General features: G+C 35.8%; 19 protein-coding genes and 1 pseudogene. 17 read left to right on the forward strand and 3 right to left on the reverse strand.

The window, feature by feature from the left end:
- The 9 genes from AC1Q8L_RS09120 to AC1Q8L_RS09160 all read left to right on the forward strand — a co-directional run.
- Positions 1–1711 (forward strand): DNA translocase FtsK (locus AC1Q8L_RS09120; protein ID WP_492339429.1); only part of this gene is annotated, 1711 nt, incomplete at its 5' end.
- Between the two features lie 61 nt (positions 1712–1772).
- Positions 1773–2891 carry a nicotinate phosphoribosyltransferase gene (locus tag AC1Q8L_RS09125; protein ID WP_000658372.1) on the forward strand — a complete coding sequence of 373 codons (1119 nt, stop codon included), beginning with the start codon at positions 1773–1775 and terminating at the stop codon, positions 2889–2891.
- Positions 2892–3143: 252 nt separating this feature from the next.
- A complete protein-coding gene (murC, locus tag AC1Q8L_RS09130; RefSeq protein WP_000219469.1) occupies positions 3144–4454 on the forward strand; it encodes a UDP-N-acetylmuramate--L-alanine ligase in 1311 nt (436 codons plus the stop codon).
- A gap of 121 nt (positions 4455–4575) precedes the next feature.
- Complete coding sequence (locus AC1Q8L_RS09135; protein WP_000276604.1) at positions 4576–4989, forward strand: MerR family transcriptional regulator; 414 nt, start codon at positions 4576–4578, stop codon at positions 4987–4989.
- A complete protein-coding gene (locus AC1Q8L_RS09140) occupies positions 4979–5884 on the forward strand; it encodes a DMT family transporter (protein WP_098311926.1) in 906 nt (301 codons plus the stop codon). The genes AC1Q8L_RS09135 and AC1Q8L_RS09140 overlap by 11 nt, the downstream gene beginning before the upstream one ends.
- A gap of 57 nt (positions 5885–5941) precedes the next feature.
- Entirely contained in the window at positions 5942–6490 is a 549-nt protein-coding gene (locus AC1Q8L_RS09145; protein ID WP_000494676.1) for a GNAT family N-acetyltransferase, read from the forward strand.
- On the forward strand, positions 6487–6990 hold the full coding sequence (locus AC1Q8L_RS09150; protein WP_001003160.1) for a GNAT family N-acetyltransferase: 504 nt from the start codon (positions 6487–6489) through the stop codon (positions 6988–6990). Before AC1Q8L_RS09145 ends, AC1Q8L_RS09150 begins: the two co-directional genes overlap by 4 nt.
- 64 nt (positions 6991–7054) lie before the next feature.
- Positions 7055–7459: a PH domain-containing protein gene (locus AC1Q8L_RS09155; RefSeq protein WP_001010620.1), complete on the forward strand. Its 405-nt coding sequence runs from the start codon at positions 7055–7057 to the stop codon at positions 7457–7459.
- Entirely contained in the window at positions 7456–7638 is a 183-nt protein-coding gene (locus AC1Q8L_RS09160) for a hypothetical protein (RefSeq protein WP_023523191.1), read from the forward strand. The genes AC1Q8L_RS09155 and AC1Q8L_RS09160 overlap by 4 nt, the downstream gene beginning before the upstream one ends.
- A gap of 48 nt (positions 7639–7686) precedes the next feature.
- On the opposite strand, the gene AC1Q8L_RS09165 is transcribed toward AC1Q8L_RS09160, so the two are convergent.
- Positions 7687–8802: an aminopeptidase gene (locus AC1Q8L_RS09165; RefSeq protein ID WP_000654729.1), complete on the reverse strand. Its 1116-nt coding sequence runs from the start codon at positions 8800–8802 to the stop codon at positions 7687–7689.
- A gap of 187 nt (positions 8803–8989) precedes the next feature.
- Here AC1Q8L_RS09165 and AC1Q8L_RS09170 point away from each other — a divergent pair, with 187 nt between their 5' ends.
- The 7 genes and pseudogenes from AC1Q8L_RS09170 to ccpA all read left to right on the forward strand — a co-directional run bounded on the left by AC1Q8L_RS09170 (position 8990) and on the right by ccpA (position 13570).
- A complete protein-coding gene (locus AC1Q8L_RS09170; RefSeq protein ID WP_001197721.1) occupies positions 8990–9502 on the forward strand; it encodes a DUF948 domain-containing protein in 513 nt (170 codons plus the stop codon).
- On the forward strand, positions 9502–9828 hold the full coding sequence (ytxJ, locus tag AC1Q8L_RS09175) for a bacillithiol system redox-active protein YtxJ (RefSeq protein WP_001057469.1): 327 nt from the start codon (positions 9502–9504) through the stop codon (positions 9826–9828). The genes AC1Q8L_RS09170 and ytxJ overlap by 1 nt, the downstream gene beginning before the upstream one ends.
- 117 nt (positions 9829–9945) lie before the next feature.
- Positions 9946–10968: a CamS family sex pheromone protein gene (locus AC1Q8L_RS09180; RefSeq protein ID WP_000738029.1), complete on the forward strand. Its 1023-nt coding sequence runs from the start codon at positions 9946–9948 to the stop codon at positions 10966–10968.
- 165 nt (positions 10969–11133) lie between these two features.
- Positions 11134–11256, forward strand: coding sequence for a chorismate mutase (locus AC1Q8L_RS09185; protein WP_000168213.1), 123 nt, complete (start codon positions 11134–11136; stop codon positions 11254–11256).
- A gap of 3 nt (positions 11257–11259) precedes the next feature.
- Positions 11260–11439 carry a chorismate mutase gene (locus AC1Q8L_RS09190; RefSeq protein ID WP_000819174.1) on the forward strand — a complete coding sequence of 60 codons (180 nt, stop codon included), beginning with the start codon at positions 11260–11262 and terminating at the stop codon, positions 11437–11439.
- Positions 11440–11460: 21 nt separating this feature from the next.
- Positions 11461–12089: pseudogene (locus AC1Q8L_RS09195) on the forward strand (bifunctional 3-deoxy-7-phosphoheptulonate synthase/chorismate mutase).
- A gap of 482 nt (positions 12090–12571) precedes the next feature.
- Complete coding sequence (gene ccpA / locus AC1Q8L_RS09200; RefSeq protein ID WP_001103303.1) at positions 12572–13570, forward strand: catabolite control protein A; 999 nt, start codon at positions 12572–12574, stop codon at positions 13568–13570.
- A gap of 34 nt (positions 13571–13604) precedes the next feature.
- On the opposite strand, the gene AC1Q8L_RS09205 is transcribed toward ccpA, so the two are convergent.
- Together AC1Q8L_RS09205 and AC1Q8L_RS09210 are read right to left on the reverse strand one after the other, a co-directional pair.
- A complete protein-coding gene (locus AC1Q8L_RS09205) occupies positions 13605–13967 on the reverse strand; it encodes a DUF4288 domain-containing protein (RefSeq protein ID WP_025118080.1) in 363 nt (120 codons plus the stop codon).
- Position 13968: 1 nt separating this feature from the next.
- Positions 13969–14205, reverse strand: coding sequence for a DUF3949 domain-containing protein (locus AC1Q8L_RS09210; protein ID WP_000637898.1), 237 nt, complete (start codon positions 14203–14205; stop codon positions 13969–13971).
- Between the two features lie 453 nt (positions 14206–14658).
- Here AC1Q8L_RS09210 and AC1Q8L_RS09215 point away from each other — a divergent pair, with 453 nt between their 5' ends.
- On the forward strand, positions 14659–14931 hold the full coding sequence (locus tag AC1Q8L_RS09215; protein WP_000636585.1) for a DUF3917 domain-containing protein: 273 nt from the start codon (positions 14659–14661) through the stop codon (positions 14929–14931).
- Positions 14932–14954 lie beyond the last annotated feature (23 nt).

Below are 14954 nucleotides of genomic sequence, written 5' to 3' on the forward strand. Positions count from 1 at the left end.
AATGCAGCAAGTAGTAGCAGAACCACAAGTGGAAGAACAACCAATGCAGCAAGTAGTAGCAGAACCACAAGTGGAAGAACGCCCAGTGCAGCAAGTAGTAGCAGAACCACAAGTGGAAGAACAACCAATGCAGCAAGTAGTAGCAGAACCACAAGTGGAAGAACAACCAATGCAACAAGTAGTGGTAGAGCAAGTACAAAAGTCAATTTCAAGTACAGAACCAAAAGAGAAAGCATATGTTGTAAATCAAAGAGAGAACGATATGCGAAATGTATTGCATACACCACCGACGTATACTGTTCCGCCATTAGCGTTGTTGTCAATTCCACAGCAATCAGCGCTAGATAATACAGAATGGTTAGATGAGCAAAAAGAATTATTAGATACAACGTTTAATAATTTTCATGTTGGAGCACATGTTATTAATGTATCGCAAGGGCCAGCAGTAACTCGTTTTGAAGTGCAACCAGACCCAGGCGTGAAAGTAAATAAAATTACAAATTTAAGTGATGATATTAAGTTAAGTTTAGCTGCGAAAGATATTCGTATTGAAGCGCCGATTCCAGGGAAGAGTGCAATTGGAATTGAAGTTCCAAATAAAGAAAGTAAGCCAGTATTTCTTCGCGAAATTTTAAGAAGTCCTGTATTCACAAAGAGTGAATCACCGCTTACTGTTGCGCTTGGACTTGATATTTCAGGGGATCCAATTGTAACGGATATTCGAAAAATGCCGCACGGACTTATTGCGGGTGCAACGGGTTCAGGTAAAAGTGTGTGTATTAACGCGATTTTAACGAGTATTTTATATAAAGCGAAACCACATGAAGTGAAGTTAATGTTAATTGATCCGAAGATGGTTGAGCTTGCACCATACAATTCTGTTCCGCATCTTGTAGCACCTGTTATTACGGATGTAAAAGCAGCGACAGCTGCGTTAAAGTGGGCAGTTGATGAGATGGAGCGTCGTTATGAATTGTTTGCGCATGCTGGTGCTCGTGATTTAACTCGCTATAATACAATTGTAAGTGAGCGAGATATTCCAGGTGAGACATTACCTTATATCGTTATCGTTATTGATGAGTTAGCCGATTTAATGATGGTAGCACCAGGTGATGTTGAGGAAGCAATTTGTCGTATTGCGCAAAAAGCACGTGCTTGTGGTATTCATTTATTAGTTGCGACGCAGCGTCCATCTGTAGATGTTATTACAGGTTTAATTAAATCAAATATTCCAACGCGTATTGCGTTTACTGTATCATCTCAAGTTGATTCACGTACGATTATCGATATTGGGGGCGCGGAAAAATTACTTGGCCGTGGTGATATGTTATTTTTAGGGAACGGTACATCTAAGCCAGTTCGTGTACAAGGTGTATATGTATCGGATGATGAGATTGAAAAAACAGTTGATCATGTGAGAAAGCAAATGAAGCCGAATTACTTATTTAAGCAAGAGGATTTATTAGCGAAAACAGAACAGGCTGAGTCGGAAGATGAACTGTTCTTTGATGCATGTCAATTTGTTGTAGAACAAGGGGGAGCGTCCACATCTTCTGTACAGCGAAAATTCCGTATTGGTTATAATCGCGCAGCACGTCTCATTGAAGAGATGGAATCGCAAGGAATTATTTCTGAAGCGAGAGGAACTAAGCCGAGAGATGTCCTTATTTCTGAGGATGAATTTGCTGCTATGCAGGAAACGAATGTATAGTCCACGGTTTTGCTGTATACTAATAGAAAATGTTGGATAGTAAAGTAGGGAGTAAAGCGACATGAAAGAAATTGAATTAAAATTAAAAGGTGAAATAAATCGACTAACAAATAAAACATTTAAATTTGACGAACGCGTTGGGGAAGGTTGGTTCTCCGCCGTTTACTTTTTAAAAACTAGAGAAATTATTGAAGAATTTCGCCCAAAAAGTGTTGTAACGATGCAATTTTTCCAAAAAGAAAATGCAGTTCTTTGCGGAACAGATGAAGTAATTGCATTGCTGCAAACATTCGCTAAAAATCCTGAGGAACTTGAAATTAACTCTTTAAAAGATGGCGATAAAATTAGTCCATTTGAAACAGTGTTAACAATTCATGGTCCTTATGAGAATTTCGGATTTTTAGAAGGTGTTATTGATGGGATTTTAGCTCGTCGTACATCGGTTGCAACAAACGTATATAATGTTGTCCAAGCTGCACGTAGTGTAGATAAAGAAAAACCAGTTATTTTCATGGGAGATCGTGACGATCATTATACACAACAAGCTGGTGACGGTTATGCAGCATACATCGGAGGTATGAGCGCACAAGCGACGCATGCGATGAATGAATGGTGGGGCAGAAGTGGTATGGGAACAATGCCTCACGCATTAATTCAAATGTTTAATGGTGATGTTGTAGAAGCGGCAAAAGCATATCATAAGAAATTCCCAGAAGATGAATTAGTTGTACTAATTGATTACAATAATGATGTTATTACAGATGCACTTCGTGTAGCGCGTGAGTTTGGATCGACATTAAAAGGTGTGCGTGTAGATACGTCTCGCACAATGATTGATCAATACTTTATTCGCCACCCAGAAGTACTTGGAACATTTGATCCACGTGGTGTAAACCCATCTCTTGTATTTGCACTTCGCAAGGCGCTTGATGAAGAAGGATTCCAGCATGTAGACATCGTTGTAACTGGTGGATTTGATGAAAAACGTATTCGTGAATTTGAAGCTCAAAAGGTACCTGTTGACATATACGGGGTAGGAAGTAGCTTGTTAAAAATGAATATTGGCTTTACTGGTGATAATGTAGAATTAAATGGGAAACCAGAAGCAAAAGCTGGTCGTAAATATCGTCCAAACCCACGTTTAGAGCGTGTTCAATTAGAAAAAAGAGAAGATATGTAAAAGAGAGAAAAACTGATAGGTGATTGACCCTATCAGTTTTTCTGTTATCATAGTATAGCGGCTTCTTTTTTGCTATAATGGACTTGTTATGGACATATAAAGAAGTACGTACGAGTTTATCCTGATAAGTGAAGGGAAAGAATAACTTCACTACATCAAAAATGTATGATGATTACCAAAATAAGAAAAGATTCATATACTGTCTTATAGATAGGCCGTTGTATTAGTTCGAAATGTTGGAGGTTCTTTAAGATGACAGTTTACCATTTTGTAGGAATTAAAGGAACAGGAATGAGTTCATTAGCGCAAATTCTTCATGATATGAAGCATACTGTTCAAGGGTCTGATTATGAAAAGCGTTTCTTTACACAAACAGCGTTGGAAAAGCGTAGTATCTCGATCCTTCCTTTTGATAAGAATAATGTAGAAGAAGGACAAGTGATTATTGCAGGAAATGCATTTCCTGATACGCATGAAGAAATCGTAGCAGCAAAAGAATTAAACATCCCAGTCCATCGTTACCATCACTTCTTAGGTGACCTGATGAGCCAATACACAAGTGTTGCTGTAACTGGTGCACACGGAAAAACATCAACAACAGGTTTGTTAGCCCATGTAATGCAAGGTGCACACCCGACATCTTACCTTATTGGAGATGGAACAGGGCATGGGGTAGAAAATAGTAAGTATTTTGTATTTGAAGCTTGTGAGTATCGTCGTCATTTCTTGTCTTACAATCCAGACTATGCAATTATGACGAATATTGATTTTGATCATCCAGATTATTTTGCAGACATCAATGATGTATTCAGTGCATTCCAGGAGATGGCATTGCAAGTGAAAAAAGGCATTATTGCATGTGGAGATGATGAAGAACTTCAAAAAATTCAAGCGAAAGTACCTGTTATTTTCTATGGATTTGGAGAAGATAATGATTTCCAAGCACGTAACATTCAAAAGAGAACAGATGGCACGATATTCGATGTATTCGTTCGTAATACGTACTATGACACGTTCAAAATTACAGGATACGGCAACCATAGCGTATTAAATGCATTAGCAGTAATCGCGCTTTGTCATTATGAAAACGTTGATGTAGAAGCAGTAAAACATCAATTAACAACTTTTGAAGGCGTAAAACGTCGCTTTAATGAAAAGCCGATGGGAGAGCAAGTAATCATCGATGACTACGCACACCATCCGACAGAAATTAATGCAACGATTGAAGCTGCTCGTCAAAAACATCCAGAGCGTGAAGTTGTCGCTGTATTCCAGCCACATACATTCTCACGTACAGAAAAGTTCTTAGATGAGTTCGCAGAAAGCTTAAGCAAAGCTGACCAAGTATACTTATGTGATATTTTCGGATCAGCACGTGAAAACAAAGGTGAATTAACAATCGAAGATCTGCAAAAGCGTATTGACGGTGCAGAATTAATTACAGATACAACAACGGATGTATTAAAGAAACATAAAAACGGCGTTCTAATTTTCATGGGCGCAGGTGACATCCAAAAATTCGAAGCAGCTTACGTAAAAGAAGTTCAAGTTGCAGAGAAATAATAGAAAAGACGCATAGCGGTGGCTGTGCGTCTTTTTTGTTGTGTTCAACTTTTATTTATGTATTGACCTAGAGCTAACTCTAGGTTGTAAGATGAAAATGTAAAAACAAGGGGGAGAGAACATGTATAAAATCGGTGAAGTAGCAGAATTAACAGGGATGGGCATTCACACTTTGCGCTACTATGAGAAATTAGGTTTATTACCACCACCAACGCGATATAGCGGTATTCGTCAATATACAGAAGGCGATGTACGTTTATTAAAATTTTTATATTCATTAAAACAAACTGGGATGTCATTAGAAGAGATGGCTGAGTTTGCAAGTGATGGGTGCATTATAGAGGAAATTAGGCAGAAGAAAGAGGAAGTACCAGCGAAAGTAAAAAAGAGAATTTCCATTTTAACAACGCACTTGGAGCGATTAAAAGAACAGCAGGAACAATTGCAAAAAGTTGTTCAGCTAACGGAGGAGAAGTTAGAAATTTATTACGGTTTTCTAGAAGATAAGGACTTGGAGGCCGGCAATGAAAAATAAAGTATATACGCAGTTATTAGGTTTTGCGATATTTACTGGTGGGACATTTAATGCGTCGAAATATGCGGTGCAGTATTTCGACGTAATTCATATAGCAGCATGGCGTTTTGGGATTGCTGCATTTGTGATGTTATGTTTGTTAAAAATACGAAAAGATTTTGATTTGAAAGTATGGATGCAGAATAGGACCTATTATCTTTTGCTAGCTATTGTTGGTGTATTCGGCTTTAACTTCTTTTTCTTTTTAGGAATGAAATATACAGAAGCTGTTAATGGTGCACTTATTATGGCGACAAATCCTCTCGTTACGACGCTGTTAGCAAGTGTCATTTTACGAGAGAAAATTGTGAAGCGCCAAGCTATTGGAATGTTACTTGCACTAATTGGCGTTGTTTTTGTACTTACACAAGGTTCGTTTACAATACTACAACATTTATCATTTTCAAAAGGGGATTTTTATATTTTATTAGGGAATATTTGCTGGGCGTTATACGGCGTGCTAGGCAGACGGTTTATTAAAACTGGTAATCCAATACAAACGACGACATATACGATGACTATTGGTGCACTTGCCTTTATTATCATATCTTCTACACAAAAAAGTATAGTACCAGTTTTAGAAATTCCTTTGTTGGCATGGGGAGCAATTCTCTTTATGGCAATTGGAATGAGTGTGCTTGGTTACTTATGGTGGAATAATGGAATTGCTCAAATTGGTGCAGCAAGGACATCATTATTTTTTAATCTAGTGCCTGTTGTTACAATACTTATTTCTTTTATTGAAGGAGTCAATATAACATCTGCACAATCTGTAGGAATGATATTAGTTATTACGGGAGTATCGTATTCTTCTGGTTTTATACAAAGAAAATCAAAAGAAAGTGTTAATATTTAACTTTTTACACCTAAAAATGTTAGAATAATAAGAAAACTAAAAAGGGGACTAAAAAGCATGTTCACACTCCGAGTAGATGACGAAATCGAACTACAATTACTAGAAAAACATCATAAAGAGGAATTATATCAATTATTAGATCAAAACCGTAATCATTTACGAAAATGGCTCCCTTGGATAGATGGGACAAAATCTGCTGATGCTTATGATGAGATTTTTCCGATGTGGTTAAAGAAATTTGCAGAGGGAGACGGTTTTGAAAGTGGTATACGTTACAAAGGAAAGCTCGTTGGGATGGTAGGTATTCATCCAGTGAGCTGGGGGAAGAAAGCCGCGAGTCTTGGGTATTACCTTGCAGAAGATACTGGAGGAAAAGGCGTTATGACGCGTAGCGTGAAGGCTGTGCTTCAATATGCATTTGAGAATTTAAAATTAAATAAAATGGAAATCCGATGCGGTGTTGAAAATGTGAAAAGTCGCGCTATTCCAGAGCGTTTAGGGTTTAAGTTAGATGGTATTTTACGAGATGAAGAATGGTTATATGATCATTTCCATGATGTCGCTGTATATAGTTTATTAGCTTCAGAGTGGAAAGAAATTCGATGAACGAGAAAATTCGTATTGTTCCGTATGAAAGTACGTTTCAAGAGGAAGTAGTAGATCTTATCGTTCATATTCAGCAAAAAGAGTATAATGTTCCCATTACGAAAGAAGAGCAACCTGATTTACTTGAAATAGAAACATTCTATCAAAAGGATCACGGAAACTTTTGGGTAGCAATTTATGATGGTAAAGTAGTTGGAACAGTAGCTTTATTAGATATTGAGAATCATCAAGTAGCGCTAAGAAAAATGTTCGTACAAAAAGAGTTTCGCGGAAAAGAATGGGGCGCATCACATATGTTGCTTCAAACAGCAATTTCATGGGCTGAGGATAAAAAATTGAAAGATATTTACTTAGGAACAACAATAAAATTTTTAGCGGCACATCGTTTTTATGAAAAGAATGGTTTTCAAAGTGTGAGTATAGATCAGTTGCCGAAAAATTTTCCAGTGTTACAGGTAGATAAGAAATTTTATAGGTACATTGTGAAAAAGGTCATTTAGAAATGGCCTTTTTCTATGAACTAAAATGGAAATAGTGGTATAATTTGGATTAGGGGGTGTAGGTATGAACTTTCCAATTCAAAGAAGTAAGTCAGTAGTCATTTTTGTTTGTCTTACGTTAGCTTTTATGTGTATATATCCAATTGTCATGCTTTTCACTAATAAAGCGCATTGGATATCGGCGTTGATTGGGATGGGTTTATGCTTCATTGTAAATGTACCACTTGTTTGGGAAGTATTTATTAAAAAACATAAAGTAGAAAATGGCGTATTAAAGTACGGTGTTTTAAATGACGATATTGTATTGAAAGAGATAAGAATAATTCGTCAAGTTGGGAAATCGCTTGAAATTACGACGAATGCATATAAAGTACATATAATTGCGATGCCGCAAAATATGAATGAATTTTTGGCGCTTATCGAGAAAGAAAATCCACATGTGAAAATAGAAATGGTAGGTAAGAAATGAAATATGTAAAACCTTTGTTTTGTTTGGAAATTTTGCTTGTGTTTGCTATTTGCACTAGAGTATATATGAAATGGGATCTGCCCTTATATGAACCGATATTAATAGGTACTATCGCAGTGGCGCTTTTATATTATTTTCATTTTCAGCAAACAAAAAGTAAGAACAGTAGATCAATATAGGGTGAGGATAATAAAAAAACGCTCGGATATAATTCCGAGCGTTTTTTATTATTTTAAGTTCTCTGGGTTTAAAGCTTCTAATTCAGGTACAACGAAGCGTCCGTCTTTACGGATTAGTACGTCGTCGAAGTAAATTTCACCGCCACCGTATTCAGGGCGTTGGATGCATACTAAGTCCCAATGGATGTTTGAGTTGTTACCATTCCATGCATCGTCGTAAGCTTGTCCAGGAGTGAAGTGGAAGCTGCCATCGATTTTTTCATCGAATAGGATGTCTCCCATTGGATGTAAGATGTATGGGTTTACGCCGATTGCGAATTCACCAACGTAGCGTGCGCCTTCGTCTGTATCGAAGATTTTATTAATGCGTTCTGAATCGTTTGCAGTTGCTTCAACGATTTGGCCGTTCTCGAACTTAAGTTGTACATTTTCAAATGTATAACCGTTGTAAGGAGATGGTGTGTTGTAAGAAACTGTACCGTTAACAGAGTCACGAACTGGTGCAGAGTATACTTCACCATCTGGAATGTTTAAATGACCTGAGCATTTAATTGCTGGAATGTCTTTAATAGAGAATGTTAAGTCAGTTCCAGGACCAGTTAAACGAACTTTATCTGTTTTATTCATTAATGTAACAAGGCTATCCATCGCCTTATCCATTTTACCGTAGTCTAAGTTACATACTTCAAAGTAGAAGTCTTCGAAAGCTTCTGTACTCATTTTAGCAAGCTGTGCCATAGAAGCATTTGGGTAGCGAAGAACAACCCAGCGTGTTTTTGGAACGCGAATGTCTCTATGAACTTTTTTGCCAACTGTTTGGCCATGAACTTTCATACGCTCACTTGGAACGTCAGCTTGTTCATTAATATTATCGCCAGAGCGAAGACCGATATAAGCGTCCATGTCTTTCATTACGCTTGCTTCATATGCAGCGATTTGTTCGAAATGTTCTTCAGTAGCACCCATTAATAAAGAGCGATCTACTTGATGATCTTTTAAAGAGACGAATGGGAAACCACCAGCTGCATATGCTTCTTTTACAAGTGCAGTTACAAGTTCTTTTTGTAAGCCAAAGTTTTCAATTAATACTTTTTCACCTTTTTGTAAGCGGATAGAGTAGTTAATTAAATTGTATGCTAACTTTTCAATACGTGGATCTTTCATATGTAAAGCCTCCCTACTAATTATGTATCCTCTCCTATTGTAACCTACTTAGTGGAATTTGTTGAATGATTTATGTTACAGTTAACGAATAAGTATGAAAATTCTAATGATGAGATAGGGATTAGAATGAAACGGAAAATGATTGTATAATAGGGGAAAGTATGAAAAAGATAAAGGAAGTGATGAAATGCAAGTTCTTTTATATGTAAGTGCGGCTATTATCGCGGTTGCTTTCGCAGTATTAGTAGTGTATGTATGCAGAACGTTGTTATCGGTTCAGAAGACGTTAGAAAACGTTGCAAGCACGTTAGAAGGTTTAGAAAAACAAATGCAAGGAATTAGCGTAGAGACAGAGCAATTATTACATAAAACGAATGCGTTAGCTGATGATATTCAACAGAAGTCACAGTCATTAAATAAAGTGGTAGCGGGTGTAGATGGGATTGGAACGACAATCCAATCCTTAAATACGAAGCTTCGTAATGTATCAGACTCTGTAACGGACGAAATTGAAAATAACGCTGATAAAGTAGCGCAAGTTGTACAGTGGAGCAGTGCGGCGATTGAAGTATACAATCATTACCGTGCGTCGAGACAAGAGAAGAAGGTTGAAAAAGAAGAGCGTAAATTAGAAAGAATTGAGAAAAACGCTGAAAAGAAAGAGAAGCGCTCTAGATTTCGTATGAGAGGTGAATCGTGATGAATATGACAAAGCTTGAAACAATTGAAGAGCTTGAAGTCTTAGTAGAAAAGAATGAGCCGTATGTTCTTTTTAAACATAGTACGACATGCCCGATTAGTCACGGTGCATACACAGAATTTCAAGCGTATTGCAGTGAAGAAAGAGAAGTGCCAGCGTATTACTTATACGTACAAGATGCAAGAGATGTGTCAAATCGTGTTGCAGAACAATACAGTATTAGACATGAATCCCCGCAAGTATTATACATAAAAGATGGTATGGTAGTATGGAATACATCTCATTGGAATATTAAAAAAGATGCTTTAGAAGAGAATATAAAGTAAAAAGAAGCAAGCTAAAGGTGCTTGCTTCTTTTTTTTGTTTTTGTTGAAATATATTTAATGGTACACTATTAATAGTTCAAACTAAATAACTAGATTGTTGAAAGTAGGTTTTAAGTAATGAAGAAAATGGCATTATCCTTCGCAGTCGTAAGTTTATTACTGGGAGCTTGTAGTAACAATAGTAATACGATTAGTAAGAAGGATGAAGTTATACAAAAAGATACAAAAGAAAAAAGTATGATTCCGAGAACTGCTGTTTCTAAAGATTATTATAGAACTGTTATTCCTTTAAAAGAACAAAAGGTTATTAATACAGCTAATATAAAAACAAATTCTAAATTAGATTTAGCAGAGTATGAAAATGGTTTAATAAATATTGCAACGCAGCAATTTGATACAGAGAGCCACGTACTGCAATTAAATCAGTATATTCCAGAGAAACTAGTTGATGAACTAGTTGCGAAAGTAGAAGCGCCAGTTTTGACGAATATTATAGAACAAGACTATTTCGGAAAACAGAATTCAAATGAATTAAGTTTATCTGGTGTTATGATTGGCTTAGCTATGTCTTCAAGTGTATCGAATGAAGAAGCTATGTCTAAAGGGTCTGAAGTTGCTAAACAACTTATTGAAGCTATTAACAAAAATGATAAATATAACAAATCTCCAATTACGTTTGCTATCTTTAAGCAAGAAAGTACAAGTTCTTTAAAAAATGGTACGTATATTGCTAGTGCTACTGTTCAAAAGAATGATACGAACCTTGGAAATTGGAGTACAATTGATGAAAAGTCGTATTCATATCCTTCTGATGAATTTACACAAGCACATGGAGAAGATAATACAAAAATAACTAACTTTGCTAAGGAAATAAAAGGTTTTTCTACTGGAGATTTTATTCCAGTCAACGCAAAAGTTTCTTATAAGAAAGATCAAATGGATACATTAAATATGAATATTGTTATTAAATATAACGGTAAAACAGAATTAATGGCTCTTACCCAATTGGCTGCGCAAGGTATGTTGGACAAATTGCCTAAAGATGCGAAAGTACAATTACAGATCAAGTCCGAGAGTAAAATTGAGGCCGTTATTATAAAAGAGAAAAACAGTGATAAACCGTTTGTTTCCTTCTTGTAAAAAAGACAGTATGTAAACTGTCTTTTTTTTATTTTAAATGAAAATATACAATGTTTTTTGATGATAATTCATTGCTGTATATCGTGTGACAATCGTATATGTATCAACTATAATAAGTTATCTTAAAAAAGTAATATATAGGAATTTGAAAGAGGTGGCTTTTTTATGGCATCACAACAATTAGGTCGTTTACGTTCTGAAATTGATCAACTTAATTTACAAATATTAGAGTTATTAAACGAAAGAGGTCGTCTCGTACAAGAAGTTGGTACTTTAAAAGAAGTATAAGGTGTGAAACGTTTTGATCCTGTACGTGAAAGAAATATGCTGGATTTAATTGTAGAGAATAATAATGGTCCATTTGAAACTTCGACTTTACAACATATTTTCAAACAAATTTTTCAAGTTGGCTTAGAGTTACAAGAAGAGGATCATCGTAAAGCACTACTTGTGTCTTGTAAGAAAAAATAGAAGATACGATTGTTGAAATTAATGCGTGGTGGTGCTTTCAAGCCACATACTTCACCGTATGATTTTCAAGGTCTTGGATTAGCAGGATTACAAATTTTACGCCAAGTAGCAGATAAATATGATTTGGCTGTTATTAGTGAAATTTTAAATCCAAATGATATTGAGATGTCATTAGATTACGTTGATGTTATTCAAATTGGCACTCACAATATGCAAAACTTTGATTTGCTAAGGGCAGCTGGTGCTGTAAATAAACCAGTATTATTAAAACGTGGTCTATCAGCAACGATTGAAGAATTCATTAATGCGGCAGAATATATTATGGCAAAGAGAAATGGGAACATTATTTTATGTGAACGAGGTATTCGCACGTATGAAAGAGTGACGCGTAAGACGCTTGATATTTCCGCTGTACCGATTTTAAAGAAAGAAACACATTACCTGTTGTTGTCGATGTAACGCATTCTACAGGGCGACGTGACCTTCTCTTATCAACTGCAAAAGCAGCGATGGCAATTGGTGCAGACGCAATTATGGCTGAAGTACATCCAAATCCCGCTGTAGCTTTATCAGATGAGGCGCAGCAAATGAATATTCCGCAGTTCAATGATTTTATGAATGAATTAAAATCATTTGGAAGTAAATTATAAAAACTTTTAATGAGCTGTTCCAATAAGGCGTTTTGGGGCATCTGTATAGAGACTGTCATTGTCGATTTTTGTTGGTAAGTTGATATATTTAAAAAATCGCTGATATAATTAGAGTTGTGGTAGATATATTTGGAAAATCGCTGATATATTTCGAGTTACGGTTCATATATTCGAAAAATCGTCGATATAAATTTCATTTACTATCGTACCGCTTAAAATAAGATTTCTACTTAGGAAACATCTATTTTTTTACAAAAAATGCTCTTTTTTCATAAAAAATACGAAAATACGAGAAAAGAAGCGAATTTTTTCGAAACTTTTGCGGGAAAATATTGTATGAGCCTGCGTTTTTATCGTATCATTAGTAAAAGGAAGAACTCGGGACGATTGGTGGCATCTGCAAATAGAGTTGATGTCTTTTTTTCATTCAAGTAACCGATACATAAAAATAGATAACAAAAATAGAAGGAGTGTGCGATGAGATGAACGTAACAATCTATGATGTAGCGCGCGAAGCGAACGTTTCAATGGCTACCGTATCACGCGTTGTGAACGGTAACCCAAATGTAAAGCCTACAACAAGAAAGAAAGTATTAGAAGCAATTGATCGTTTAGGGTACCGCCCAAATGCGGTAGCACGTGGACTAGCAAGTAAGAAGACAACTACAGTAGGTGTTATTATTCCTGATATCTCAAATACGTTTTATGCAGAACTTGCACGTGGAATTGAAGATATCGCAACAATGTACAAATATAACATCATTTTAAGTAACTCTGACCAAAACAAAGAGAAAGAGTTCCATTTATTAAATACGATGCTTGGAAAGCAAGTGGACGGAATTGTTTTCATGGGTGAAGATATTACAGACATTCACATTGAAGAATTTAAAAAATCTCCAGTACCAATTGTATTAGCAGCGTCATTCGATGAGCAAAATGAAACGCCATCAGTAAATATTGATTATACACAAGCAGCTTACGATGCAATGAAGCACTTTATTGAGCAAGGACATAAGCGTATCGGTTTCGTCTCTGGTCCATTCATTGATAAAGCGGGAAGCGCGAAGAAGTTACAAGGTTATAAAAAAGCTTTAGAAGAAGAAGGTATTTCATATGATGAAAATCTTGTAATCGATGGAGATTACACATATGACTCAGGTATCGAAGCATTTGAAAAGCTTTGGAGCAATGATGAAAAGCCAACAGCAATCTTCGTATCGTCTGATGAAATGGCACTAGGTGTAATCCACGCAGCACAAGACGCTGGATTAAACGTACCAACTGACGTAGAAGTACTTGGTTTCGATAATACACGCCTTGCATTAATGGTTCGTCCGCAACTTTCAACAGTTGTACAACCGATGTATGATATCGGTGCAGTAGCAATGCGTCTATTAACAAAGTATATGAACAAAGAAAAAGTGGAAGATCACACTGTCATCTTACCTCACCGTATCCAATTTAGAGATTCAACGAAGTAAGTATAAAAAAGCTCACAGCGATTGCTGTGAGCTTTTATTCATATTCAGGATAATATTTTTCAATTACTGTATCTACGGTTTCATTTTTCTTAACGTGTAAAAATCTTGCGTACAATTCTTTTCCAGTTTCAAATGGGGTATCGTCTAATTCAAACACATGTAACACTTTTCGGAACGTCCATGTGATTTGCTCATCATATATATTATCGTATGTGTGCTCCGATTGTATAGCTATATTTTCACCTAGTTCATGAGCTTCTTCTAAACTGTTTGCTTTAACAAGAATAATACTTTCTTCAAAAAGTGTATCGTGATTCTCTTCATAATGCTCATCAATTTTCGTAGGATCAGGCTCACCAGCATGAACAGACTCAAACAATAATTTTACAGCGTACACATTATGCTGCATGTTTCACTTTATAAATAATACTTGCGACAAGCGAAGCAGGTATTGTAAATAAGTTACTTTGATAATGGTAATGCACTTGGGATTCTTCATAAGACATGTTGTCATATAGTTCGTTTTGTGAGACATTCATTTTTTTCTGTTTTTCTTTGAGCATTTTAATGTAGTTGTACTGTATTGGGACGAGAATGATGAAATAAGCTAATACGATTAGTGAAATCCAAATCATTATGAACACTCCCTTACAAAGAATATTTGTATATGGTAATTATATCAATTTATATGAAAAATATCCATATTTTCCTAGTGGTCAATTTCTTTTCAAAAATGCAAAAAGTTCTTCAGCGCTTCGTAAATTATGTTCAAGGCATGTTTGGGCAGTGCGTTTTAAAACTTTGTATTAACTGTTCTAATCTAGAAGGATCATATTGTTTCACATGGCCAGTAATAATGGTTTCATCTTTGTCTAAGTCAATTGTAATTTAATCGAATCGCTCTACTTGTTTAAAATATCCTACAATATCATCTTCCAATTGAAATTCTCCCTAGTTTATAGCTTATTTAGAAGATTTCTCTATAAATTGTATGATTCCTTGTTATATGTCACATAAGTGCAAATTTACCTATTATAGGGCAATGTCATGTATAATAGAAAGAAAAGGCTTGTGAGGGGGGAGAAGAGATGATCGTTCTTTGGATAATTACGCTTTGTATGACTGCTATTTTTGCATATATGACGTTAAAACAAAATGGCTTAAAGCGATTTGCTCCAGGAAGTATTCTTGCAGGAATTGCCCTTATCACGTATGTAATTTCTATTTTTATTGAAAGTGTATCAGTAGATATGAGCACAAGTTTAATGTTTATTGGTATTACACTATTTGCAGGTAGCATTATGGTACTTATGGTTGCTGGTATTATTTTATTTATTCATATGAATTCGGAAACGTTATAGCATATAGAAAAGGCATGTCCCGA

The organism is Bacillus sp. GW823-FHT06A11 (genome assembly GCF_058795355.1).

What these genes read in the sequence shown, in the direction of transcription:
- AC1Q8L_RS09125 (WP_000658372.1), top strand. Translation starts at nt 1,773, where the DNA reads ATGAAAGAAATTGAATTAAAATTAAAAGGTGAAATAAATCGACTAACA.
- murC (WP_000219469.1), top strand. Translation starts at nt 3,144, where the DNA reads ATGACAGTTTACCATTTTGTAGGAATTAAAGGAACAGGAATGAGTTCA.
- AC1Q8L_RS09135 (WP_000276604.1), top strand. Translation starts at nt 4,576, where the DNA reads ATGTATAAAATCGGTGAAGTAGCAGAATTAACAGGGATGGGCATTCAC.
- AC1Q8L_RS09140 (WP_098311926.1), top strand. Translation starts at nt 4,979, where the DNA reads ATGAAAAATAAAGTATATACGCAGTTATTAGGTTTTGCGATATTTACT.
- AC1Q8L_RS09145 (WP_000494676.1), top strand. Translation starts at nt 5,942, where the DNA reads ATGTTCACACTCCGAGTAGATGACGAAATCGAACTACAATTACTAGAA.
- AC1Q8L_RS09150 (WP_001003160.1), top strand. Translation starts at nt 6,487, where the DNA reads ATGAACGAGAAAATTCGTATTGTTCCGTATGAAAGTACGTTTCAAGAG.
- AC1Q8L_RS09155 (WP_001010620.1), top strand. Translation starts at nt 7,055, where the DNA reads ATGAACTTTCCAATTCAAAGAAGTAAGTCAGTAGTCATTTTTGTTTGT.
- AC1Q8L_RS09160 (WP_023523191.1), top strand. Translation starts at nt 7,456, where the DNA reads ATGAAATATGTAAAACCTTTGTTTTGTTTGGAAATTTTGCTTGTGTTT.
- AC1Q8L_RS09165 (WP_000654729.1), bottom strand. Translation starts at nt 8,802, where the DNA reads ATGAAAGATCCACGTATTGAAAAGTTAGCATACAATTTAATTAACTAC.
- AC1Q8L_RS09170 (WP_001197721.1), top strand. Translation starts at nt 8,990, where the DNA reads ATGCAAGTTCTTTTATATGTAAGTGCGGCTATTATCGCGGTTGCTTTC.
- ytxJ (WP_001057469.1), top strand. Translation starts at nt 9,502, where the DNA reads ATGAATATGACAAAGCTTGAAACAATTGAAGAGCTTGAAGTCTTAGTA.
- AC1Q8L_RS09180 (WP_000738029.1), top strand. Translation starts at nt 9,946, where the DNA reads ATGAAGAAAATGGCATTATCCTTCGCAGTCGTAAGTTTATTACTGGGA.
- AC1Q8L_RS09185 (WP_000168213.1), top strand. Translation starts at nt 11,134, where the DNA reads ATGGCATCACAACAATTAGGTCGTTTACGTTCTGAAATTGATCAACTT.
- ccpA (WP_001103303.1), top strand. Translation starts at nt 12,572, where the DNA reads ATGAACGTAACAATCTATGATGTAGCGCGCGAAGCGAACGTTTCAATG.
- AC1Q8L_RS09210 (WP_000637898.1), bottom strand. Translation starts at nt 14,205, where the DNA reads ATGATTTGGATTTCACTAATCGTATTAGCTTATTTCATCATTCTCGTC.
- AC1Q8L_RS09215 (WP_000636585.1), top strand. Translation starts at nt 14,659, where the DNA reads ATGATCGTTCTTTGGATAATTACGCTTTGTATGACTGCTATTTTTGCA.